20 protein-coding genes are annotated in these 23,435 nt (G+C 67.7%); 14 read left to right on the plus strand and 6 right to left on the minus strand.

The genetic code is table 11. The annotated features are described in order from the left end of the window. Window positions 1-31 precede the first annotated feature (31 nt). From GV792_RS10875 to GV792_RS10895, 5 genes are all read left to right on the plus strand, one after another. A complete protein-coding gene (locus GV792_RS10875; RefSeq protein ID WP_163823930.1) occupies window positions 32-2,137 on the plus strand; it encodes a protein kinase domain-containing protein in 2,106 nt (701 codons plus the stop codon). Further along, window positions 2,094-3,362 carry a WD40 repeat domain-containing protein gene (locus tag GV792_RS10880; protein WP_163823931.1) on the plus strand — a complete coding sequence of 423 codons (1,269 nt, stop codon included), beginning with the start codon at window positions 2,094-2,096 and terminating at the stop codon, window positions 3,360-3,362. Before GV792_RS10875 ends, GV792_RS10880 begins: the two co-directional genes overlap by 44 nt. A 67-nt stretch (window positions 3,363-3,429) precedes the next feature. Further along, a complete protein-coding gene (locus GV792_RS10885; RefSeq protein WP_163824001.1) occupies window positions 3,430-4,449 on the plus strand; it encodes an NADP-dependent oxidoreductase in 1,020 nt (339 codons plus the stop codon). A gap of 164 nt (window positions 4,450-4,613) precedes the next feature. Further along, window positions 4,614-8,297, plus strand: coding sequence for a cobaltochelatase subunit CobN (gene cobN, locus GV792_RS10890; RefSeq protein ID WP_163823932.1), 3,684 nt, complete (start codon window positions 4,614-4,616; stop codon window positions 8,295-8,297). 182 nt (window positions 8,298-8,479) lie between these two features. Continuing rightward, a complete protein-coding gene (locus tag GV792_RS10895) occupies window positions 8,480-8,866 on the plus strand; it encodes a PPOX class F420-dependent oxidoreductase (RefSeq protein ID WP_163823933.1) in 387 nt (128 codons plus the stop codon). Between the two features lie 7 nt (window positions 8,867-8,873). Here the strand turns inward: GV792_RS10895 and GV792_RS10900 are convergent, their stop codons facing one another. Continuing rightward, complete coding sequence (locus GV792_RS10900) at window positions 8,874-9,137, minus strand: helix-turn-helix transcriptional regulator (protein ID WP_163823934.1); 264 nt, start codon at window positions 9,135-9,137, stop codon at window positions 8,874-8,876. A 76-nt stretch (window positions 9,138-9,213) separates the two neighbouring features. Between GV792_RS10900 and map the strand changes: the two genes are divergently transcribed. Continuing rightward, window positions 9,214-9,981, plus strand: a complete 768-nt coding sequence (map, locus tag GV792_RS10905; protein ID WP_163823935.1) for a type I methionyl aminopeptidase — start codon at window positions 9,214-9,216, stop codon at window positions 9,979-9,981. A gap of 12 nt (window positions 9,982-9,993) precedes the next feature. Here map and GV792_RS10910 read toward each other — a convergent pair whose 3' ends face one another. Then, window positions 9,994-10,716 carry a VOC family protein gene (locus tag GV792_RS10910; RefSeq protein ID WP_163823936.1) on the minus strand — a complete coding sequence of 241 codons (723 nt, stop codon included), beginning with the start codon at window positions 10,714-10,716 and terminating at the stop codon, window positions 9,994-9,996. A gap of 159 nt (window positions 10,717-10,875) precedes the next feature. Next, window positions 10,876-11,664 (minus strand): hypothetical protein, encoded by a 789-nt coding sequence (locus GV792_RS10915; protein WP_256673794.1) that lies wholly within the window; start codon window positions 11,662-11,664, stop codon window positions 10,876-10,878. 58 nt (window positions 11,665-11,722) lie between these two features. On the opposite strand from GV792_RS10915, the gene GV792_RS10920 reads away from it, so the two are divergent. Next, window positions 11,723-12,277: a PadR family transcriptional regulator gene (locus GV792_RS10920; protein ID WP_163823937.1), complete on the plus strand. Its 555-nt coding sequence runs from the start codon at window positions 11,723-11,725 to the stop codon at window positions 12,275-12,277. 22 nt (window positions 12,278-12,299) lie between these two features. Further along, entirely contained in the window at window positions 12,300-12,683 is a 384-nt protein-coding gene (locus GV792_RS10925; protein ID WP_163823938.1) for a PPOX class F420-dependent oxidoreductase, read from the plus strand. An 18-nt stretch (window positions 12,684-12,701) separates the two neighbouring features. Here the strand turns inward: GV792_RS10925 and GV792_RS10930 are convergent, their stop codons facing one another. Continuing rightward, on the minus strand, window positions 12,702-14,024 hold the full coding sequence (locus GV792_RS10930; RefSeq protein ID WP_163824003.1) for a metallopeptidase TldD-related protein: 1,323 nt from the start codon (window positions 14,022-14,024) through the stop codon (window positions 12,702-12,704). Between the two features lie 77 nt (window positions 14,025-14,101). Beyond that, the gene (locus tag GV792_RS10935) at window positions 14,102-15,661 is read right to left on the minus strand and encodes a TldD/PmbA family protein (protein ID WP_309139099.1); all 1,560 of its coding nucleotides are present in this window, start codon (window positions 15,659-15,661) and stop codon (window positions 14,102-14,104) included. 126 nt (window positions 15,662-15,787) lie between these two features. On the opposite strand from GV792_RS10935, the gene GV792_RS10940 reads away from it, so the two are divergent. Next, a complete protein-coding gene (locus GV792_RS10940; RefSeq protein WP_309138621.1) occupies window positions 15,788-16,417 on the plus strand; it encodes a TetR/AcrR family transcriptional regulator in 630 nt (209 codons plus the stop codon). A gap of 6 nt (window positions 16,418-16,423) precedes the next feature. On the opposite strand, the gene GV792_RS10945 is transcribed toward GV792_RS10940, so the two are convergent. Beyond that, window positions 16,424-17,191, minus strand: a complete 768-nt coding sequence (locus tag GV792_RS10945) for a TSUP family transporter (protein ID WP_163823939.1) — start codon at window positions 17,189-17,191, stop codon at window positions 16,424-16,426. A 120-nt stretch (window positions 17,192-17,311) separates the two neighbouring features. On the opposite strand from GV792_RS10945, the gene GV792_RS10950 reads away from it, so the two are divergent. The 5 genes from GV792_RS10950 to lnt all read left to right on the plus strand — a co-directional run bounded on the left by GV792_RS10950 (window position 17,312) and on the right by lnt (window position 23,173). Beyond that, complete coding sequence (locus GV792_RS10950; RefSeq protein ID WP_163823940.1) at window positions 17,312-18,478, plus strand: sensor histidine kinase; 1,167 nt, start codon at window positions 17,312-17,314, stop codon at window positions 18,476-18,478. Window positions 18,479-18,529: 51 nt separating this feature from the next. After that, entirely contained in the window at window positions 18,530-19,189 is a 660-nt protein-coding gene (locus tag GV792_RS10955) for a response regulator (protein ID WP_163823941.1), read from the plus strand. Between the two features lie 80 nt (window positions 19,190-19,269). Beyond that, the gene (locus GV792_RS10960; protein ID WP_163823942.1) at window positions 19,270-19,752 is read left to right on the plus strand and encodes an FxsA family protein; all 483 of its coding nucleotides are present in this window, start codon (window positions 19,270-19,272) and stop codon (window positions 19,750-19,752) included. 90 nt (window positions 19,753-19,842) lie between these two features. Next, window positions 19,843-21,447 carry an amidohydrolase gene (locus GV792_RS10965; RefSeq protein ID WP_163823943.1) on the plus strand — a complete coding sequence of 535 codons (1,605 nt, stop codon included), beginning with the start codon at window positions 19,843-19,845 and terminating at the stop codon, window positions 21,445-21,447. Next, entirely contained in the window at window positions 21,437-23,173 is a 1,737-nt protein-coding gene (lnt, locus tag GV792_RS10970) for an apolipoprotein N-acyltransferase (RefSeq protein ID WP_163823944.1), read from the plus strand. The genes GV792_RS10965 and lnt overlap by 11 nt, the downstream gene beginning before the upstream one ends. Window positions 23,174-23,435: the final 262 nt, after the last annotated feature.

Genomic DNA, 23,435 nt, shown 5'->3' on the forward strand with positions numbered 1-23,435 from the left:
GGGACTCCATCCCGCCTGAGCAGGTGCGGGGATGAACGGCGCCGAGCAGGGGCCACTCTGGCGGCCAGGGGATGTCATCGACGGCCGGTACAAGGTGGTCCGGCTGGCCGGCCGAGGCGGGATGGGATGGGTTTACCAGGTCGAGCACCTGGAGTGGGGGATCGATCTGGCGATGAAGCAGCTTCGTCCGGATGTTGTGCTCACCGCCAGAACTCGCCAGATGTTCGAGAAGGAAGCCGAGACATGGGTCGAGGTGGGTCTGCACCCGAATGTCTGCTGCTGCCACTACGTTCGTCGGATCGACGGGCTGCCCGTGGTGTTCGCTGACGGCGACGTCACCGTGAAGGTCACCGACTTCGGCCTCGCCCGCGCTCGCCCCGGGGTTCCCCTGCCCGGGTGGGAGCCCGGCCCAGACGGCGGCGAGATGGCCAGCGTTCAGGTGAGTCGGGCCGGTCTGACACCTGCGTACGCCTCACCGGAACAGTTGAGGGACAAAGTCGTGAGCCGGCGCACCGATGTCTACAGTTACGCGGTGTCGGTGTTGGAGATGTTCACCGGCACACGGCTTTGGCAGCGCGGCGACGCGGCGGGACAGACCCTGAACGCCTATCGCCGCGGGGAGGTTGCGAGGCCGGGAATGCCCGCGATGCCTGCCGTCCTCGGCGATCTGCTCGAGCGCTGCCTGCACCATGACCCGTCCCATCGTCTGAGCGCAGACCCGTCCAATCGACCCGGCTCGATGGCCGGCATCGCCGCGGAGATCTCCGAGATCTACCAGACCGCAATGGATTCTGCGTATCCAAGAACGATGCCACCTGCCGCCGACCTCCGTGCCGACGAGCTCAACAACCGGGCGCTCTCGCTGCTCGACCTGGGACGGACAGCCGAGGCCGAAGCCATGTTCACCGCAGCGCACGAGGCCGACCCGCGGCACCTGGAAGCCACGTACAATGCGGGCCTGCGTCAGTGGCGAACCGGCGCAATCACCGACGATGTGCTCGTCAGCAAGCTCGAGGCCGCGCGCACGGCGTCCGGAGACTCCGAGTTGGCCAGTTACCTGCTGGCCGAGGTACATCTGGAGCGCGGCGCCCTCACCACAGCAGACGAGCTGCTTCGCACTGTCGAGCACATCGCGCCGGAACAGCGCAACATCGCCGGCGCCCTCCGCACACTCCGGTCGGACCGACTGACCGACGCGCGCCGCGTCGAAACCCGCACGATGAGCTGGTGGCCCGAGGACGAAAGGTGGGTGACCGAAACCGATGGCCGCGCGGCGAAGTACGCGCCGAGGACGAAGATCCGATACACCGCGGACGGACAGCGGGCACTGGTTGCCTCCAGGAAACATATCGGGCTCTGGGATATCAGCAGTGGACAGTGCCTGTGTCGACGGGACGCACCACACAATGACAAGGAGATCGACGTCAGTGCCGATGGGCGCTACGCCCTGTGTGGTCTCGACACCGAGGTGCGGCTGTGGGACCTGACCCGTGGCCGCGACGTGTGGCAGACCGAAACGCACGAAGGCCCTGCCCCTGGAATCCGATACCTCGGAATGCGGGATTCGGTGCCCATCGCGGCTGTCTCACTCAGCGCGGATGCCCGCATTGCGGCTACGCAGGCGCGCGGCGGCAATGTGATGATCTGGGACGCGCGTACGGGCATAGTGCGCAGGCAGTTCGGCCGGGGCGGCCATCTGCGTCGACTGTCCCCGGACGGGCGGTTCGCGCTGATCACCTCCGATGACACAATTCAACTGTGGGACACCGAGACCGGTGTCCCACAGTGGGAGCTGCACGGGGTGAACGGGGCGGTGCCCGCAGCGATCACCGCGGACGGCCGAACCGTGGCGATGGCCCGCTCGTGCGAGACGAGACCGGGCACCTGGGAGAACATCGGCCTCATGGATCTCGCCACGGGGCAGGAAGTATGCACGCTGACCGGCCACACCCGCCGGGTGGAGTCGCTGTCCTGGAGCAGTGACGGCCGTTGGCTGCTCTCCGGCGGAAGCGATGGCACCGCCCGGCTCTGGGAACTGGCCGGCGGCCGCTGCCTGCGCACCTTTCTCGTCCACCGCGAGCTGGAAGCAACAGGTGCATCTGTCGCCGGATATGGGTCACGCGGTCGCCGCCGATGAGGACATGGTGCGCTGGTCGACCCTGCCGAGCAGGTACACCGCACCGCCGCAGTTGAGCCGTCCACGCCGACACGAGGAGCTGTCCGCGCTCGACGCCGACGTGACCGCGCTCGTCGATGCCGCGGAATCGGCGATCGCCGCCTGCCGGTACGCCGATGCGCATGAGCTGCTCACCCGGGCGCGAGCGACCCGCGGCTACGAACGCGCCCCACACGTGCTTGCTGCCTGGCGAGCTCTGTCCGGTGCCCTTCCGCGTGTTGGTGTGCGGGCGAGCTGGCAGAGGGGTGAATTCCCCGGGCTCGCGGTATCGCCCTCCGCGGTAGACCTGTCGCCGGATGGTGCGCGCCTGGTATCCGGCGATAGAACCCTACGCGTCTATGAGACCAGCACGGGACGCTGCCTGCGGGAATGGGATACCAGCGAGGGACGCGCCAAGGGAAGGCTCGGCAATCGCCTGTCCTCGGTGACCGCGGTTCGGTTCAGCTCGGATCAGCAGCGAGTGCTGTCTGCCACCCAGGACGGCGAGATCTGTGTGTGGTCGATCGACACCGGCGACTGCCTGATGAGAATCACCGAACAGCAGACCGGAGGTAGCGCCCAGCCGGCCCATTTCAGCGCGGACGGGCGCTGGGCGCTGAGCTGTGACAGAGCCAAAGCCATTCACCTCTGGGACCTCGACAGCGGTCGATGCGTGAAAACGGTCCCCGGCCATGGCCGCAACGGCTACATCACCACCGATCTATGGGTGAGTCCGGACGGTCGCCGCGCGGTGTCCGGAAGCTGGGATCGCACGGTGCGGGTGTGGGACTTGGGCACCGGTGAGTGCACGCACGTCCTGGCCGGCCACACGGAGGTCAGATCTGTGTCGTTGAGCCCTGACGGGGGCTTCGTGTTGTCCAGCGGTAATGACCGAACCATCCGGCTGTGGGACCTCGCCTCCGGCGCGTGTGTGCACGTCCAGCGAGATCTGCCCGCCGACGTGCATACCGTCCGATATGTGTGCGATGGACGCTTCGTCATGGCCGTGATGCCCGGTAGGCCGACGAGCGTGATCCAGATGTGGGATCCGCGGAGCGGACGGTTCCTGCACACCCTCGACACACGGCAGTCCGGTATCTGGGCGAGTGCGTTCACCCCGGACGGACGGTTCGCTCTCACCGCAGGCGTAGGCACACCACTGCGGCTGTGGGAGTTCGACTGGGAGCTCGACACGCGTTCGACCTGACCAGGGTCGCCGTTCCTATCGTCTTCCGCGAGGCGCATGATCGAACACACGCCGACCCACAGGAGGAATCGTGGAGACCACTCGTATCGTGCTCGCGTCCCGTCCGGTCGGTGCGCCGCAACCGGAGAACTTCCGCACCGAAACGGTCGAGCTGCCCGCGCCCGGTGAGGGGCAGGCCCTGCTCGAGACGCTGTATCTGTCGTTGGATCCGTACATGCGTGGACGGATGAGCGATGCGCCGTCCTATGCGGCGCCGGTGGCGATCGACGCGACGATGGTGGGTGCCACCGTGTCCAGAGTGCTGGAATCGCGGGACACGGCGGTGCGCCCCGGCGACATCGTGCTCGGATACGGCGGCTGGCAGACGCATTCGGTGGAACCGGCGGCGTATCTGCGCACGCTCGATTCGCGGCGAGCGCCGGTGACGACGGCGCTCGGCGTGCTCGGGATGCCCGGATTCACCGCCTACGCGGGCCTGCGCAATATCGGTCAACCGTCCGCCGGTGAGACGGTCGTAGTGGCCGCGGCGACCGGGCCGGTCGGGTCGGCGGTCGGTCAGATCGCGAAGCTCGAGGGCGCCCGTACCGTCGGGATCGCCGGTGGCCCGGAGAAGGTCCGGCTGCTGACCGAGAAGTTCGGCTTCGACGCCGCCATCGACCATCGGGCCAACGACTTCGCCGAGCAACTGGCCGCCGCTACCCCGGACGGTATCGACGTGTACTTCGAGAACGTCGGCGGCGCAGTTCTGGACGCGGTGCTGCCGAGACTCAACAGTTTCGCCCGGATCCCGGTCTGCGGACTGGCCGCCGCCTACAACGCGACCGAACTGCCGCCGGGTCCCGACCGGCTCGGTCTGCTCATGGGGTTGATTCTGCGCATGAGCTTGACCGTCCGTGGCTTCATCCAGACCGAGTTCGCGCCGACTCAAATGGCGGAATTCCTCGACCACGCCACCACGTGGGTCGCCGATGGGCGACTGGCGTACCTGGAGGACATCGTCGATGGTCTGGACCAAGCGGTGCCTGCGTTTCAGGGTCTGCTCGTCGGCAAGAACGTTGGGAAGTTGCTGGTACGAGTTTCTCGGTAACCGGGCGATGCGGGCAGCCCTCAGTGCGCGCGGTAGCATCCGGGGGCTCGGCGGGCGATGAGGAAACCGGTGAAACTCCGGTGCGGTCGCGCCACTGTGAACAGCCAGACCCTCTCCGGCGAGCGATAACCCGTTGGGCGCGTCACCCGAGGAAGGTCTCACCCGTGATCCTGCTGCTGTCCACCTCCGATACCGATCTGCTGAGCGCGCGCGCCAGCGGCGCCGACTACCGGTGGGGTAATCCGGCGCGGCTGCTGGTGGCGGACCTGCCCGCGTTGCTCGACGGTGCCGACCTCGTCATCGTGCGCATCCTCGGCGGTAAGCGGGCCTGGGAAGAGGGACTGGAGGCAATCCGCACCAGCGGCGTGCCGATGGTGGCGCTCGGCGGCGAGCTGGCGCCCGACGCCGAGCTGATGGAATGTTCGACGGTCCCGGTGGGCGTCGCCGCCGACGCGCACAACTACCTCGCCGCAGGCGGCTCGCAGAATCTGCGGCAACTGCACAACTTCTTGTCCGATACGGTGCTGCTCACCGGTCACGGCTTCGAGCCGCCGGTGCAGTTGCCCAGCTGGGGAGAGCTCGAGCGCGATGCCGCCGAGGTCGATGGCCCCACTGTTGCGGTCATCTACTACCGCGCCCAGCATCTCGCGGGCAATACCGCCTACATCGACGCCCTGTGCACCGCCATCGAAGAGGCCGGTGCCCGCCCGCTGCCGCTGTATTGCGCGTCGCTGCGCACGGCCGAGCCGGAATTGCTCACCACTCTGCGCAGTGCGGATGCCCTGGTCGTCACCGTACTTGCGGCGGGTGGCACGAAACCCGCGACCGCATCCGCCGGTGGTGACGACGAGGCCTGGGATGTGGGTGCCCTCGCCGAGCTCGATGTGCCGATTCTGCAGGGCCTGTGCCTCACCAGTGGCCGCGAGCAGTGGGATGCCAATGACGACGGCTTGTCTCCGCTGGATGTGGCGACCCAGGTCGCGGTGCCGGAATTCGACGGCCGCATCATCACCGTCCCGTTCTCGTTCAAGGAATTCGACGCCGAAGGACTGTCCACCTACGTCCCCGACCTGGAGCGGGCCGCGCGTGTGGCGGGCATCGCCACACGTCACGCGCGACTGCGTCATATCCCGGCCGCCGAGAAGCGGCTGGCGCTCATGCTCTCGGCCTATCCCACCAAGCACGCCCGCATCGGCAATGCCGTCGGCCTGGATACCCCCGCCAGCGCGATCCGGTTGCTCACCGAATTGCGCGCCGCCGGATACGACCTGGGTGATTCGGCCGAAATCCCCGGTCTCGACGACCGCGACGGTGACGCATTGATCCACGCTCTCATCGCAGCGGGCGGGCAGGACCCCGACTGGCTCACCGCCGAACAGCTGGAGGGCAACCCGATCCGCATCGGCGCCGCCACCTACACCGCATGGTTCGACTCGCTGCCGCAGGATCTGCGTGCGGCCGTCGTCGACGCGTGGGGTCCGCCGCCCGGCGAACTGTACGTGGACCGTTCCGGCGATCCGCGGGGGGAGATCGTCATCGCGGCACTGCGTTTCGGCAATGTCGTGTTGATGGTGCAGCCACCGCGCGGCTTCGGAGAGAACCCCGTCGCCATCTACCACGACCCCGATCTTCCGCCGAGCCACCACTATCTGGCTGCCTACCGCTGGCTGTCGGCACCGGAGTCGGCGGGCGGTTTCGGTGCCGACGCCATGGTGCATCTGGGCAAACACGGCAACCTGGAATGGCTGCCAGGTAAGACGCTCGGCATGTCCGCCTCCTGCGGCACCGATGCGGCCCTCGGTGATCTGCCGCTGATCTACCCGTTCCTGGTCAACGATCCGGGCGAAGGCACCCAGGCCAAGCGGCGCGCCCACGCCACCCTGGTCGATCACCTGATCCCGCCGATGGCGCGCGCCGAGAGCTATGGCGACATCTCCCGGCTGGAGCAGCTGCTCGACGAGCACGCCAACATCTCCACCCTCGACCCGGCGAAGCTGCCCGCGATCCGCCAGCAGATCTGGACGCTCATGCGCGCGGCCAAAATGGATCACGACCTCGGCCTGGCCGAACGTCCGGATGAAGACGTCTTCGACGATATGCTGCTGCACGTCGACGGCTGGCTGTGCGAGATCAAGGACGTCCAGATCCGCGACGGCCTGCATGTACTCGGTCAGGCGCCCGAGGGCGAGACCGAGGTCGACCTGGTGTTGGCGATGTTGCGGGCGCGGCAGCTGTGGGGCGGGGAACGTAATGTCCCCGGCCTGCGGGAGGCGTTGGGGCTGAGCGAATCCGGCAGTGAGGTTCGCGAGCGGGTCGATGTCGTCGAGAGTCAGGCGCGCGGGCTGGTCGCCGCACTGCAGGCGGCGGACTGGTCGGTGGATGCCGTCGACGGGTTGGTCGATGAATTCGCCGCCGAGCTAGCGGTGAGCGGCGTGGCGTCGGCGGCGGATGCGAATGCAACCCGGGCAAATCCCGTCGACGGGGCGAGCGGGCGGGCATCGCGCTTCGATGACGTCCGTTCCGTGCTGCGTTTCGCCGCAACAGAGGTGGTGCCGCGGCTGCGCGAGACCGGAGTCGAGATCGATCGTGTCCTGCACGCTCTCAATGGCGGATTCATCCCGGCCGGGCCGAGCGGTTCACCGCTGCGCGGCTTGATCAATGTGTTGCCCACCGGCCGTAATTTCTACTCTGTCGACCCCAAGGCCGTCCCGTCGCGCCTGGCGTGGGAAACCGGTCAGGCCATGGCGGATTCGCTGCTCGAGCGCTACCGCACCGATCACGGCGAATACCCGACCTCGGTGGGTTTGTCGGTGTGGGGCACCTCGGCCATGCGGACCTCCGGCGACGATATCGCGGAGGTTCTCGCGCTGCTCGGCGTGCGTCCGGTCTGGGACGAGGCGAGCCGTCGCGTCACCACCCTCGAGGTGATCCCGCTCGCCGAACTCGGACGTCCGCGCATCGATGTGACGGTGCGCATCAGCGGGTTCTTCCGTGATGCCTTCCCGCACGTCCTGGCCCTGCTCGACGACGCGGTGCGCCTCGTGGCGGACCTCGACGAACCTGCCGAGTCCAACTATGTGCGCGCCCATGCGCAGGCCGACCTCGCCGACCACGGAGACGAACGCCGTGCCACCACGCGCATCTTCGGTTCCAAACCCGGCACCTATGGCGCGGGCCTGCTCCAGCTCATCGACTCCAAGAGCTGGCGCACCGATGATGATCTCGCGCAGGTCTACACCACCTGGGGCGGCTACGCCTACGGCCGCGACCTCGACGGCGCCCCCGCCGCCGACGATATGCGCACCGCATACCGCCGGATCACCGTGGCAGCCAAGAACACCGACACCCGCGAGCACGATATCGCCGACTCCGACGACTACTTCCAGTTCCACGGCGGCATGGTGGCCACGGTCCGGGCGCTCACCGGAAAGAACCCCGAGGCCTACATCGGCGACAGCACCCGCCCGGATGCTGTGCGCACCCGCACGCTGTCGGAGGAGACCTCCCGGGTGTTCCGGGCCCGCGTGGTGAACCCGCGCTGGCTCGAAGCCATGCGCAGGCACGGGTACAAGGGTGCGTTCGAGATGGCGGCGACCGTCGACTACCTGTTCGGCTACGACGCCACCACCGATGTGGTCGCGGACTGGATGTATGAGAAGTTGGCGGAAAGCTACGTCTTCGACGACGTCAACCGCCAGTTCATGGAGCAGTCCAATCCGTGGGCACTGCACGGAATCGCCGAGCGCCTGCTCGAGGCGGCCGAACGCAAGCTCTGGGACGCCCCCGAGCAGGGAACCCTGGACCGGCTTCGTCAGATCTATCTGGAGACCGAGGGTGAGCTGGAGTAGGTGGCGGCAGAGCCGGGGCGTCGACGCCGGAGATTCCTCGTCGCGCCCCGCGCCATCGATCCGGCATCGTGGGCGGCCTGTCCGGCGAGCCGCCGGTGGCTGCCCAGTACGCCCGCGGGCGTAGCCGCGGATCTGCCTGTGGGCAGATGTCGGCTCCCACGCCGCGCCCTACCGTTTTCGGTATGACATGGAACGAACTGGCATCCAGCAAATACGCCCTGCTCACGACCTACAAGAAGGACGGCACACCGGTGGGGACACCGGTGTGGGTGGCGCCGGACGGCGACCGCATTCTGGTGTGGACCAACCAGGGATCGTGGAAGGTCAAGCGGATACGCCGCAATCCTCAGGTGATGCTGCAGGAATGCGATAACCGCGGCCGCACCGACGGCGGCGGCGAGATCCGGGCCGGGACAGCGACGATCCTCGATGCCGATAACAGCCAGCACGTGCGGGATGTGGTGGCGAGCAAGTACGGCATCCTCGGCGCCCTCGCCATCGGCGGCCACAAGTTGTTGCGCGGTGCCGACGCCTCGGTGGGTATCGCGATCGCCGAACGCGCCGCCTGACGCGGGATCAGGCGGATTCGGCCAAACTGCCCGACATCCAGATGGCGGCGAGTTCATCCAGCGGCAGGTCGAGCACCTGACTCAAGGCCACCACCGTGCCGAACGCGGGGGAGGGCAGGCGGCCGGTTTCGATCTTGCGCAACGTCTCCGGGGAAATACCTGCCGCGCGAGCGGCGTCGACGAGATCGCGGCCACCGCGCGCGGTCCGCAATCGGGCACCGAGCCGGCGACCGGCCTCCACCTGGGCGGGAGTCAAGGGCAGACGAACCATGCAACCACCCTACGGCTGGTATTTAAATACCGCAATCTGGTATTAAAATACCGATGATGTCGATGTGGAGGTTGTGATGGTCGAGTTGAAGTCGCCCGAGGAGATCGAGCGGATGGCGGTGACGGGGCGGTTCGTCGCCGAGACGTTGGCCGAGTTGCGGGTTCGTACGGCGGTGGGGGTGAACCTGCTGGAACTCGAGGCGGTGGTGCGCGAGCGGATCCGGCAGCGCGGTGCGCAGTCGTGCTATTGGGACTATGCGCCGTCCTTCGGTCGCGGACCGTTCCGCAATACGGTATGTCTGTCGGTGAATGATGCGGTGCTGCACGGACTTCCGTTCGATTACGCGTTACGCGACGGCGATGTGCTGACCATGGATCTCGCCGTCTCCATCGATGGGTGGGTCGCGGATTCGGCCTCGACCGTGGTGGTCGGAACCGCCGCTGACGAGGATCTGCGTCTGGTGCGGGCCACCGAGGAGGCCCTCGACGCCGCGATCGAGGTGGCGCTGCCGGGTAATCGGATCGGTGACATCTCCGCGGCCATTTCGGCGGTCGCATCAGCCTACGGCTACCCGGTCAATAACGAATTCGGCGGGCACGGACTCGGACGCACCATGCATGAGGATCCGCACGTGTCCAATGTCGGTCGCGCCGGCCGCGGATTTCCGCTGCGGCCCGGGCTGACTATTGCCATAGAGCCGTGGTTCGCGCGCACCACCGATCGCATCGTCACCGATCCCGATGGATGGACGATCCGCTCGGCGGATGGGTCGCGGACGGCGCATTCCGAACACACGGTGGCGATCACCGAGGGCGGGCCGCGGATCCTGACGCTGGCGGAATGAACACCCGGCTGATCAGGCCTCCGGCGGGTTCAGCCATTCGATCAGCGCGGGGCTCACATTCGCGTCGGTGACCAGTGAGTTGCGCTCCTCGACGGTCAGTTGTACGGCATGCATTGCGCTGCGGTAGTGCGCCACACGTTCCGCATGGTTCATAGCGACAGCCAGGTCGGTGAGTGTCGCCCAGGCGCGCGCCACCTCGGTGGCGGACGCGGTGGAGGCGTATCGGCGAAGTCCCACTTCGAGCACGCGTGTTGCCGCCTCGTCGTCGTTTTTGAAGTCTCGCAGTATTCGCGCGTTGTCCAACACCCGGGCCAGGCCGGTTAGCGTCTTGGAACCCCCGTACTCGAGTTCCATGGGTTCATCGTTCTGGATGTAGGTGACCCAGTTGCCGTCCGGATCAATGACGCTGAATCGGGATTGCCCGGGGCGGAATCGGGTGATCCTCGGCTCGCCTTTGGTCGGGATCTTGCCGTAGTGAGCGCGCAACAAGGTGGTGAAGACGCGGTGCCGCTCTGCGATATCGTCGACCATGACCAGGCATCCCGACCAGCCTTCGGGGATACTTCCCTTGCCTTGCGGTGCATTGAAATGTATGGCGCAGTTGTGGGCTTCGATGGCCCCGTAGACGTACGGACGGGTCTGTTCGTAGGTGACCTGGTAGCCGAGTACGCGGTAGAAGTCGAGCGTTCGGGGCAGATCGGCGGTGGGGAGCACAGGGACGGCGACATCGCCCATTTCGGAGCCTCCGTAATCAAGTTTGACTACCTGAGGCTAAGGCCGGCAAGGGTGGAAGTCAAACTTGACTACTGGGGTTCGGCTGAGGGCCGAGCGATCATGCGCTCGGCCCTCGACCTCCTTGTGCGGGTTCTGCGGTGGGTCTCACCGACGGCGTGTTCAGACTCCTGCGCCGATGAATCCGCCGATCACGGCACCGACTGCGCACCCGATGACGGCGCCGAAGAAGAAGAACCAGATGCCGATGACAATGCCGATGACGCAGCCGATGGCGATGCCCGCGGCAATGGTTCCGGCATTACCGATCGACTGCAATGCGACCGCCTCAGGTGAAGTCGCCGTGCCTGGGGCCGGCCCTGCCGTCGGGGTCAGGGTCAGCACTGTGCCGGTCCGGTCGACCGCGGGCGTCACCTCGAAGCTCTGGCCTGTCTGCATGCGCAATGTCGTCGGGATCGCGCCGACGACCGTGCCGTCGTTGGCTCTGACGGTGACCACACCGGGTGTCATCTCGAATGTGCCCGCAGCCAATGTGACGGTTGCGCTGGAGCGGTCGGCGGCGAGGGTCGTCGTATAGGCGACCGGTCCGCTGACCGACGTGAAGCTGGGTCCTGCTGCCACCCCTGCCTGGCCCTGTGCGGTGGCAGTGGCTATACCGGTGGCGGCGATGGCCAATATCGCCGTGGCCACCAATTTCCTGATAAACATCGTTGTTCCATTCATGTTGCCGATTTCCAATGGCGTCCCCCCGACGAACGACAGTGGATACAAACAATTGTCGCGCTCGCGACGAATATCGTCTATACTGCACGATTCGCTTCGGCTATCTTGTAGATGATCAATTCTTCGCAATAGGAAGAATTCAGAAATTGCAGGTATTCGATTGGGTGGGGTGACGTCCTGCGGTGAGAATTGGTGTCCTCGGCGGCATCTGCGCGGATCGGACGTCAAATTTGACTAGCATGGTGGGGGTGGGCCGGCGGTCGGCGCAGCCCCTGAAAGGAGTCCGATGTCGGCGGTGCGGCTGCTGGTTCTCGGGGTGATGCGCAGGCAGCAACCCACCCACGGGTACGCGGTGCGGCAAGAGCTGTTGTCCTGGCGGGCCGAGACCTGGACCAACGTCAAGCCGGGCTCGATCTACCACGCGCTCAAACAGCTCACCCAGGAAGGTAAGTTGCGCGCGCTGGGCACCGAGGACAGCGGCCTGGGGCCGGGCCGGACGATGTTCGAACTCACCGAATCCGGCGAGGACGAGTTCCGCACGCTGATGGACGCGGCATTGATCAGCATCGACATGGAAGAGCTCGGTGCGGCGATCGCGTTCATGGATGCGTTGCCGCGCGCCCACGTCATCGACAAGCTGCGCGAGCAGCGGCACCGCAGCACCGAGGTACGCGACGGCCTGCTGGAGATGGTCCCGGATTTCCCTGGCCGCCACGATGCCCCGCACGCCACCGACCTGCTGGAGCTGTGGAGTGGGGTGTTCGAGAATCTGTCCGGCTGGACCTCCGGCGTGCTGGCGCGCCTGGAGGCGGGTGAATACCGCATGGCCGACGACCGCTGACCCGATCGCCTACGGTGGTGGCATGACCGATGCGCGCACCGCTGTCGAAAAAGCCGACTACGTCCTGTTGACGACGTTCCGCAAGGACGGCTCGCCGGTCGGCACACCGGTGTGGGCGGCCTCCGATGACGGAAAAGTGTTCGTCTGGACCGAGACCGAGAGCTGGAAGGTCAAGCGGGTGCGCCGCAACCCAGCCGTCACGCTGCAACCGTGCAGCTACAAGGGCACACCCCGCGGCGAGGTCATCGACGGCACCGCCCGTGTCCTCGACGCCGCCGAAACCGAGAACGTCCGTCGCCTACTCCGCAAGAAGTACTTCCTCATCGGTCCGCTGGTCATCCTCGGCAGCACCCTGCGCCGCGGCAAATCCGGCACCATCGGCATCGAGATCACCCCGGCGCAGTAGCGCTGTAGACCGCGCCCACTACGTCGCCTGGCTGACCGAGGACATGTGGAAGTCGGGGATGCGGAGTGGGGGCATGGCGGTTCGGGTGAACCAGTCTTTCCATTCGCGGGGCAGTGTGAGGGTGGTCGCGCCGGCTTCGGTGGTGCGGCGCAGCAGATCGAGAGGGCTTTCGTTGAAGCGGAAGTTGTTGACGGCGGCGGTCACTTCGCCGTTCTCGACCAGATAGACGCCGTCGCGGGTGAGGCCGGTGAGCAGCAGCGTGGCAGGGTCGACCTCGCGGATGTACCACAGGGTGGTGAGCAGCAGGCCGCGCTCGGTGCGGGCGATCATCTCGTCGAGAGTGGCGCCGGAGCCACCGGCCAGCAGCAGATTCTCGCCGGGAACGGTAGCTGGGGCGTCGAATTCGGCGGCCGTGGCGCGCGGGTAGACCAGCGATTCGATCACGCCCTCGCGCAACCAATCCACGCGCTGCGCGGACAGGCCGTTGTCGAACACGGACAGCGCCTCCGACGACGCGGGCGTCGCGACGAACGGGCGGTACTCGAGACCGCTGGCACTCGGATCCGAATACAGGGTCAGCGGAATATCGGTGAGCCGCTCACCGATCCGGGTACCACCGGGCCGCGACAGCGCAGTGTGGCCCTCATGGGCGCCGCGACCCTCCATCGTCCACGCCAGATAGATCATCAGATCCGCCACCGCCGACGGCGGCAGCAGCGTCTCGTACCGGCCCGCGGGCAATTCGACCCGCCGCGCCGACCAATCCAACCGCCGCGACAGTTCCGCCAGCAGTCCGGGCGTGTCCACATCGGTGAAATCGCCAGTGCCCACACCCACCCATGCGCTGGCCAGATCGGCGCCCGTGCCACGCTTTCCGTTGATCTCCACCGATCCGGTGGGCTGCACATAGCGACGGCGCAGCCCGGTGGACGTGCCGAGCCAGGTGGTGTGCATCTGGTGGTGGGCGAAACCATACAGCGTGTCGGCGCCGTCGAACCCCTCGGCCAGGTCGGCCGCCAATCCGGTGAACACTTCGATCCCGGTCCGGCCGGGCTCGCCGGCCCACTCCTCGGGATCGGCGAAATCATCGGCCTCCAGCAGCGGCATAGCATCGCGCGCAGGCTCGGCTGTGCGGGCCGCCTCCTCGCTCGCACGCACCACGGCCTCGATATCCGCACCGTCGACGCTGGTGGCCGTGACGCTGCCGACGCGCGCGGCGTTCGGTCCGTCCCGGAACACGGACACCATGGCCCACTGCCGCGATACCGATGACCCGTTGGTGGTCATCGAATTGCCCGCCCAGCGCAATGACGCCTCGTGCGCGTCGGTGACGATGACCATCGCCTCGTCCGCCTTCGACAACGCCAACGCCTGTTCGACGGCCGCCCCACCCGGCAGAATCGCCGCGCCGGTCACCTTCACTGCCCCGCCTCCGTCCGCGTATTGAGAACATTGATGCCGCGCACCAGAATCGACGGGCAGCCGTGACTGACCGCCGCCACCTGACCCGGCTGTGCTTTACCGCAGTTGAACGCACCACCGAGCTGCCAGGTGGACGGCCCGCCCACCGCCTCCATCGCACCCCAGAAGTCCGTGGTGGTGGCCTGGTACGCCACATCGCGCAGCTGCCCATCCAGTTTGCCGTCGCGGATGCGGAAGAACCGCTGCCCGGTGAACTGGAAGTTGTAGCGCTGCATGTCGATCGACCAGCTCTTGTCGCCGACGATGTAGATACCGTTCTGCACCCGCGAGATCAGCTCATCGGTGCTGGTATCGCGCTGCGGGTCCGGTTGCAGTGACACATTGGCCATGCGCTGGATCGGCACGTGGTGCGGCGAATCCGCGTAGGAGCAGCCGTTGGAACGCTCCAGCCTGAGGCGAGGCGCGAACACCCGGTCGAGCTGATAGCCGACCAGGACGCCGTCGCGCACCAGATCCCACCGTTGCCCGGCGACTCCTTCATCGTCGTATCCGACAGTGGCCAGGCCGTGCGTTTCGGTGCGGTCACCGGTGACATGCATGATCGGGCTGCCGTAGCGCAGCGTGCCGAGCTTGTCGGGAGTGGCGAACGAGGTACCCGCGTAGGCGGATTCGTAGCCGATGGCGCGGTCGTACTCGGTCGCGTGGCCGATGGACTCGTGGATGGTGAGCCACAGATTGGTCGGGTCGATGACCAGATCGGTGGGGCCTGCGATGACGCCGGGCGCCTTCACCTTCTCGGCCAGCCATTCCGGAATCCGTGCGAGTTCGCCGTCCCAGTCCCAGATTCCGTCTGCGCCGGTGACGTACTCCCACCCGCGCCCTGCCGGTGCGGCCAGTGTCCGCATCGTCTCGAACACCCCGGCCGCCGAGTCGACGGTGATCGCCTCGAGCTGCGGGTGCAGCCGAACTCGCTGCTGGGTGATCGAGGAACCTGCGGTGTCGGCGTAATACGTCTGCTCCTTGACCTGCAACACCGAGGCCGTCACATGATCGACGCCGTCGGCCGCGGCCAGCCGCTGCGAATACTCCTGCAGTAGGGCCACTTTGTCGGCGGTCGGCACCGCGAACGGGTCGAGATCGTAAGCCGACACCCAGCGTGCGTCGTCGTAGCGGGGTTCGGCGGCCAGCTCGACCCGCTCGCGGTTGAGCGCGCGCAGCGTGGTCGCCACCGTGACCGCGCGCCGGGCAACCTCGGCCGCCGACTGCGGGGTGAGCGCCGCGTGCGAGGCGAAACCCCAGGTGCCGTCGACGATCACGCGCACAGCCAGTCCGAGTTCGGCGGAATCGGTGACCGATTCGACGCGCCCGTCGCGCAATCGAATGGACTGGGTGACCAGCCGGTGCACGCGCAAGTCGGCATGCGAGGCGCCTGCCGCGGTGGCGGCCGAGAGCGCGGCGTCGGCGAGGCCTGTCAGTGGTAGCGACGCGAATTCGGCGTCGACGCCATGACCTGCCCGGCCGGATCCCGTGCCATCTTCGGAAGTCGCGATGCTCACCCACCACACCGTAGTCGGTGCCACCGGCGGCCGCCGTCGAATACCTCCCGCGCGCAGTCGTATCGAACCGGGACGCGGTGCTCGCGCCTACCACGCCCGCGCGAGCAGATGTCGTACTGTGCCCGCGTGCCGCCTTCCGCCCTCCGCGATCGCAAACGAGAACGTACCCGCCGCGCGCTGCTCGAAGCCGCAGTCGAGCTGTTCGAGACCAGAGGCTATGAGGAAACAACCGTGGCCGATATCGCGGCTGTCGCCGAGGTGGGCACCCGCACCTTCTTCAACTATTTCGCCAGCAAAGAGGAATTGCTGTTCCCCGAACCCGACGATCGGGTCCGTGCCGCGGTGGTCGCGATCGCCGGACGCCGGCCGGGGGAGCGGCCGGTGGAGGTCTTATTACGCGCATTACGCGCGGCCGGGGACAATCCCGGCGAGCATCTGATCGACGACCTCGCCGCCCGCGTCGCCGCATTGCGGGCACAGGTCTCGCGTACCGTGCCCGCGGTGAGCGGCCGCGCCGCGCACGCGCAACTTCTCGCCCAGCGCGAGATCGCCAGGCAGTTACATGCGGCGTTCCCGGCCGAATTCGACGAGGTCGGTGCCGCCGCGCTGGTCGGCGCGGTCGTCGGCGCGGTGTCCGGTGCGCTGACGGTGCTGTTCCAGGGCGCGCAGATCGGCATCGAAGACGGCGAGCGTTTGCAGCGCAAGATCCACGAAACCACCTCCGAAGTGTTGCGTCCCTGGCTCGCCCGCGTCTGAGGGCGCTCAGCCGAACTGCTGCCAGCCCAGCCGCACCACCATCGCGATCACCACCACCAGCAGGACGACGCGGACGAATTCCGCGCCGCGGCTCAACGCCATCCTCGACCCAACCACCGCGCCAGCGACATTGCCAACGGCCATCGCCGCGCCCAGAGCCCACAGAATGTGGCCGGTCGCGCCGAAGAAGATCAGCGCACCCACATTCGACCCACAGTTGATGACCTTGGCCATCGCCGCGGCCCGGACGAATTCGGTGCCGAGCAAGGTGGCGAAGGTGATGATCAGGAACGTGCCGGTGCCCGGCCCCAGCAGCCCGTCATAGAAGCCGATCAGCCCCGCGGACAGCGCTACCACCAGAATGAACTTGCGCCGCGTCGGCGCATGAGTGGCCAGAGTGACCCCGACCGACGGGCGCGCGGTGACGAAGACCGCCACCCCGACCAGCACTACCAACACGATCGGAATGAACAGGTCCCGATCGATGAGCGACACCGCCGCCGCTCCGGCCGCCGCCGTCACCGCCGCGATCAAGGCCGCGGGCAGCAGCACCCGCCAGCGGATCGGCACCTTCCGGGAGAAGGTCACCACTGCCGCGGTTGTGCCCGCCACTGCCGAGAGCTTGTTGGTGCCCAACGCCGTTTGTGGCGCGATCCCCGGCGCCACCAGCAGCAGTGTCGGCAACACGATCAGGCCGCCGCCGCCGACCACGGCATCCACCCAGCCTGCCGCCGTCGCCGCGGTCAACAGGACCGCCCAGTCGGTGATATCCACGAGGGCAAGACAACCAGGGACACGGCATTCCGTGGCTCCCGGGTCGGCCCGCATGCCGAGTGCCGGCCGTCGGCCGCGCCGTTCCAGGTCTGCGCCGACCGCACCCTTACGCTGAACGGCGTGCGCAGGTTCAGTTTGTGGCTTCGCGGCAAGCCGATCGTCGCCGATTCGATGCTGGCCGGTGTACTGCTCGTTCTCGATGTGCTCGGCGTGTCCGCCGCGCAGAACAAGGTCTCCTATCTCGCCCTGTCGGTGCTGCTGCCGCTGCCGATGATCCTGCGCCGGGTCTACCCGCGGGTCATGGCGGTGGCCATGCTCGGGCTGTCGATCACCACCACCGCGGTCAGCTACCTGACCGACGAGGAATCCGAACACGTTGCGCTGCTCGGGCTCGGCATCATGCTGTACACCCTGGTCGCCTACGTCGGGCGGCGTGACGGTCTGCTGTTCCTGATCGGCCTGGTCATCGACACCGGGTTGTCGACGATGGCGACAGGGTTCCCGGTCGGCACCGATATGGCGTTCGTTGTGGTGCTGTATGCCCTGTGCTGGACACTCGCCGAATTCGTCGGCGCACGGCACGCCTATGACACCGAAGTCGCCGCCCGGCTCGCGGTCGCCGATTACGACAGGGAACGCCGTGCGCACGACGCGGTCTCGGCCGAACGCACCCGCATCGCGCGAGAGCTACATGATGTGGTCGCCCATGCGGTGAGCGTCATCATCGTGCAGGCCGACGGCGCGAAATACGCCCTGCGTCATGACCCCGACGTGGCCGAGCAGGCCGTCACCACCATCGCCGCGACCGGACGCGAGGCGCTACGCGAACTGCGCCGCACCGTCGCCCTGCTACGTACCGAGCACGCACCCGACCAGCTTCCCCAGCACGGCACCGCGGGCTTGGCCAAAGTGGTGGAGATGATGCGCGGTACCGGCCTCGCGGTGGAGTTGGAGATGACCGGCGAACTCGACGATATCGCCCCCGAGATCAGCCTCGGCGTGCACCGCATCGTGCAGGAATCGCTGACCAACACCCTGCGGCATGCCGGCGCCCACCCCAAGGCATGGGTACGCGTGCACCGTCGCGATGACGATGTGCTCATCGAGGTCACCGACACCGGCGGTGTACCGGTGCAGGAACCGGCGAACCGCATCACCGGCAGCGGACTCGGTCTGGCCGGGATGCGGGAACGGGTCGCCGTCCTCGGCGGAACCATGGACGCCGGGCGCGCCTCCGACGGTTCCTGGCGGGTGCGGGCCTCCATCCCGTTGATCCAGCCCGACTGACCCGGCCCCGGCCGGTCGGGACGAGGCTCGCCGGGCACTACGCTGTGGTTCGTGCCGATCACCGTTCTCGTCGTCGATGACCAGGAACTCATGCGTATGGGGTTGAAAATGGTGCTCGGCGCGCATCCCGACATCGAAGTGATCGGTGAAGCCGCCAATGGCGCGCTCGCGGTGACGCAGGCGAGTGAACTGCAGCCCGATGTGGTGCTGATGGACGTGCGGATGCCCGTCGTCGATGGCGTCACCGCCACCACCCAGATCGTCGAGGCAGGCCACGGTAGCCGTGTGCTGGTGATGACGACCTTCGACCTGGATGAGCACGCGCTGGGCGCGCTGCGCGCCGGTGCCAGCGGATTCCTGCTCAAGGACACCCCGCCCGAGGACCTGATCTCGGCGATCCGCAGCGTCGCCGCCGGTGACGCGGTGGTCTCACCCAAGGTCACCAAACGCCTGCTCGACCGCATGATCAGTGAGGATCCCGGGCGCACCCGCGACCCCGGCGTCCTCGATGTGCTCACCGCACGTGAGCGCGAGGTGCTAGAACAGATCGCCGCGGGACGGTCGAACGCCGAGATCGCCGCCCAGTTGTTCCTGTCCGAAGCGACGGTGAAAACCCATGTCGGACGGGTGCTGACCAAACTCGACCTGCGCGATCGCGTGCAGGCGGTGGTTTTGGCATACGAAACCGGCCTGGTGCGTCCCGGCGGGTGAGCTCGGCAACGGATCGGTCTCGGCGGGAGAAAATCCGGCCGTGCGGACGTTGAAGGGGTAGATCGTCCGGAAGGAACGTCATGCCCGCTGTTGTATTCCTCGCCTACCTCGTCGTCGAGATCGCCGCGTTCGTCGGCGTCGCGCAGCTGATCGGCGTCATGCCGGCCATCCTCGTGCTGATCGCGTGCTCGGCGGCGGGCATGCTGCTCATCGGCTCGCAGGGCCGCCGGGTCTTCGAGCAGTTCCGCAGGGCCGGACGCGGTGAGATCACCCCGGGCACCGCGGTCGCCGACGGCGCGCTGGTGGCGACGGGCAGTGTCTTGATGTTCGTTCCCGGTCTGGTCACGTCGGTCTTCGGCCTGCTGCTGCTCCTGCCGCCGACGCGCGCCCTTTTGCGTCCGCTGGTGGCAGCGGTGACGGCGCGCCGGATGGAGCGAGTAGCCGCGCGGATCCCCTATCGCGGCGTGGTCATCGATGGCGACGATGTGGTCGACGGAGTCGTGGTCACCGAGTGGTACGACGACCCACGTCCGAGCACCCGTCCCGCCATCGACGGGGCCTGAGCACGTTCGGCGAGATCCGGGCAGCGGGGTGATCGGCACCGCACCCGCCGGTGCCGGTGCGTGGATGTGGCACTGGCAGACTGGTCGATCGTGAGTACCCAGTTGCTGGTCGGCGGTCGTATCTACAGTTCCAGTTCTCCGGACGCGACCGCGATGGCGGTCACCGACGGGACTGTCGTGTGGCTGGGCGCCGACCACGTGGGCCGCGCACTGCACCTCGACGCCGAGATCGTCGATCTGGACGGCGCTTTCGTCGCGCCCGCGTTCGTGGAACCCCATCTGCACACCACCGCGCTCGGCCTGCAACTGACCGGACTCGACCTGTCCGGCGCACGCTCGCTCGAACACTGCCTTGAACTGCTCACCACCTTCGCCGCGTCCCGCCCCGGCGCGGTGATCATCGGTGACGGCTGGGACGAGACGCGCTGGCCGGAACAGCGGCCGCCATCCGCCGCCGACATCGATACCGCGCTCGGCGCCGACCTCGGCAGACACGTCTACCTCTCCCGCGTCGACGCCCATTCCGCGGTCGTCTCCACCGCCGTTCTCGACGCGGTGCCGGACCTGACCGCGGCCACCGGATTCAGCAGGAGTGAACCGCTGCGCGCGCAGGCCCACCATCTGGTGCGCGCCGCCACGCTTGCCGCCCTGGACCGGGAACAGCGTGACGCCGCTCGCCGCGCCGCCCTCGATCACGCCGCGGCGCACGGCATCGCCGCCGTGCACGAATGCGCGGGCCCGGACATTTCCGGGGTGACCGATCTGCGTGAACTGCTCGCCTTCGATCACGGCGTCGAGGTCCGCGCCAACTGGGGTCAGGCGGTAGAGAGCGCCGAGGAGGCCCGCACGCTGGTCGCCGAACTGGGTGTGCACGCCCTGGCCGGCGACCTGTTCGTAGACGGCTCGCTCGGTTCGCGCACCGCATGGCTGCGCGAGCCGTACGCCGACGCCGAGGGAACCGGGTTCGGCTATCTGGACGCCGCCGGGGTCGCCGCCCACGTGCGTGCGTGCACCGAGGCCGGGATCCAGGCCGGGTTCCACGTCATCGGCGATGCCGCGATGGACGCTGTCGTCGCCGGATTCGGCACGGTCGTCGACGAATTGGGTGGTCCGGCCGTGGCCGCGCGCGGGCACCGGATCGAGCACGCGGAGATGATCGACGCCGAACAGATCGGCAAACTCGCCGCATGGGGCGTCATCGCGAGCGTGCAGCCCGCGTTCGACGCCGCGTGGGGCGGCACCGACGGCATGTACGCCGCACGGCTCGGTGCCGAGCGCGCCGCGCGGCTCAACCCGTTCGCCGCCATGGCCTCGGCAGGCATCTCCCTGGCTATCGGCTCGGACGCGCCCGTCACCGCCCTCGACCCATGGGCCGCGGTCCGTGCCGCGGCCGAGCACCGGACCCCCGGCCACGGTCTGTCTCCGCGTGCCGCGTTCGCCGCGGCCACGAGGGGCGCATGGCGGGCGGGCGGTGTGCGCGACGGTGTCGCGGGCACCCTGGTGCCGGGCGCGCCGGCCTCCTACGCGGTCTGGGAAGCCGGTGACCTCGTGGTCGCCGCTGCCGCCGATTCCGTGCAGCGCTGGTCCACCGATCCTCGGTCGCGAGTCCCCGGCCTGCCCTCGCTGGCCCCTGGTGATGCGTTGCCTCGCTGCCTGCGGACCGTGCACCGGGGAGTGACCATTCATGGCGGCTGAGCCGTCCGGTCGCAGGTCCCGTCCGGCGGCCATCGCGAAGCGACATCCGGTGCTGATCCGCGCGGTGGCGGCCGTCGTCGCCGGCCTGCTGCTGTTCGGCAGCTTTCCGCCGCGCCCGTGGTGGTTTCTCGCGCCGATCGGCATCGCCCTGCTCACGCTGAGCGTGCGCGGCACCGGCAAGCTGCGCGGCGGTTTCGGTTACGGCTTGCTCGCCGGTCTCGGGTTCTTCCTGCCCCTGCTGCCGTGGACCGGCATCTACGTCGGTCCGGTGCCGTGGCTGGCGCTGTCGACGGCATGTGCGGTGTATATCGGCCTTTTCGGCCTGATGGCGCGATTGCTCGGCACGCTGCCCGGTTGGCCGCTGTGGATCGCGCTGGCCTGGACGACGGCCGAATGGGGGCGCTCCAGCTTTCCCTTCGGCGGATTCCCCTGGGGTCGGCTGGCTTTCGGCCAGGCCGACGGTTGGTTCCTGCCGCTGGCCGCCTACGGCGGTGCGCCGCTGGTCGGCTTCGCGGTCGCGCTGACCGGTACCGGGCTGGCGGCCCTCGTAGTCGCGCTTCGGCGCACTGTTGTCGCGCCGGACGAGGTCGACCGCGCGACTACGGACGCGGGGTCCGGCGCAACGGAGGGTGCCGGAAGTTCGGGGAGTGGACATTCCGACGCGGCCGGGTCCGAATCCGTCCACGGCAACCGCCGCCGTGCGGTTGTTACCGCGGTCCTCGTCATCGTGGTCATGCCGGTGGCGGGTCTGATGCTGCGCCCCGCGCTGCCCGCCCCGGACGACGGCGACAGCACCATCACCGTCGCAGCCATCCAGGGCAGCGTGCCCCGCCTCGGGCTGGAGTTCAACGCCCAGCGCCGCGCCGTCCTCGATAATCACGCCCGCCGCACCGAACAGCTGGCCGACGATGTCGACGCCGGACGGGCACCGCAACCGGACCTGGTGATCTGGCCGGAGAACTCCTCCGATATCGACCCGCTGCGCAATACCGACGCCGCCGCGATCATCACCCGCGCCGCACGCCGGGTGGGCGCCCCCATCCTTGTCGGCGCGGTGTTGGTCAACGACGATCGCACCACCACCAATTCGATGATGGTCTGGACCGAGGAATCAGGGCCGGGCCCACGCCATGACAAGCGCATCATCCAGCCGTTCGGCGAATATCTGCCGATGCGCGGGTTCTTCCGGTTGTTCTCCGATTACGCCGATCGCGCCGGATATTTCGTCCCCGGTCACGGTGACGGCACCGTGGAAGTCGCCGGGATCGACCTGGGGGTCGCCACCTGCTACGAGGTCGCCTTCGACCGCGCGTTCCGCGACTCCATGAGCGCAGGGGCCGAGCTGCTGACGGTGCCGACCAACAACGCCACGTTCGGTGACAGCGAGATGACCTATCAGCAGCTGGCCATGTCCCGGGTACGGGCGGTGGAACACGGTCGCGCGCTCGTCGTCGCAGCGACCTCGGGCGTCAGCGCCATCGTCGCCGCCGACGGGTCGATACAGCAGCAGACCGAACTGTTCGTACCCGCCGCCTTGGTCGCCGACCTGCCGTTGCGCACATCGACGACCCTGGCCACCCGGCTCGGTGCTGCGCCGGAATGGCTCGCGATCATCCTCACCGCGGGCGCGGTGACCGCCGTGGCAATCCGCCGGCGAACCCGTCATCGGAGCGAGCCGACCGAGCAGACATCTTCGCCAGGGTTATCGTCGCACCCGTCCGCCTGAACGGCGATCCCCTAACCGGACGTCCGTTATCTGTCTGGTCCGGGCGGACAAGCGGTCTCGTCGAGCGAGCGGTGCCGGTGTTCGCCGACCGATAGCCGCCGACAGGGCCGACCGGCACGTCGGAGCGGCGTTTCGGCACTCTTTTCGAAATTTTTACTGCGTCTACTGAGATAGCGAAAATGTAGCTGTCCAAAGTGGTGTTCTGCCAAGGCTGTTGGATGTGAAACAAATCCGAACCCCCGGCCATCCGGCCGCCGTGACG

The sequence above is a fragment of the Nocardia cyriacigeorgica genome, assembly GCF_010868145.1.
GTDB classification, from domain to species: Bacteria; Actinomycetota; Actinomycetes; order Mycobacteriales; family Mycobacteriaceae; genus Nocardia; species Nocardia cyriacigeorgica_D.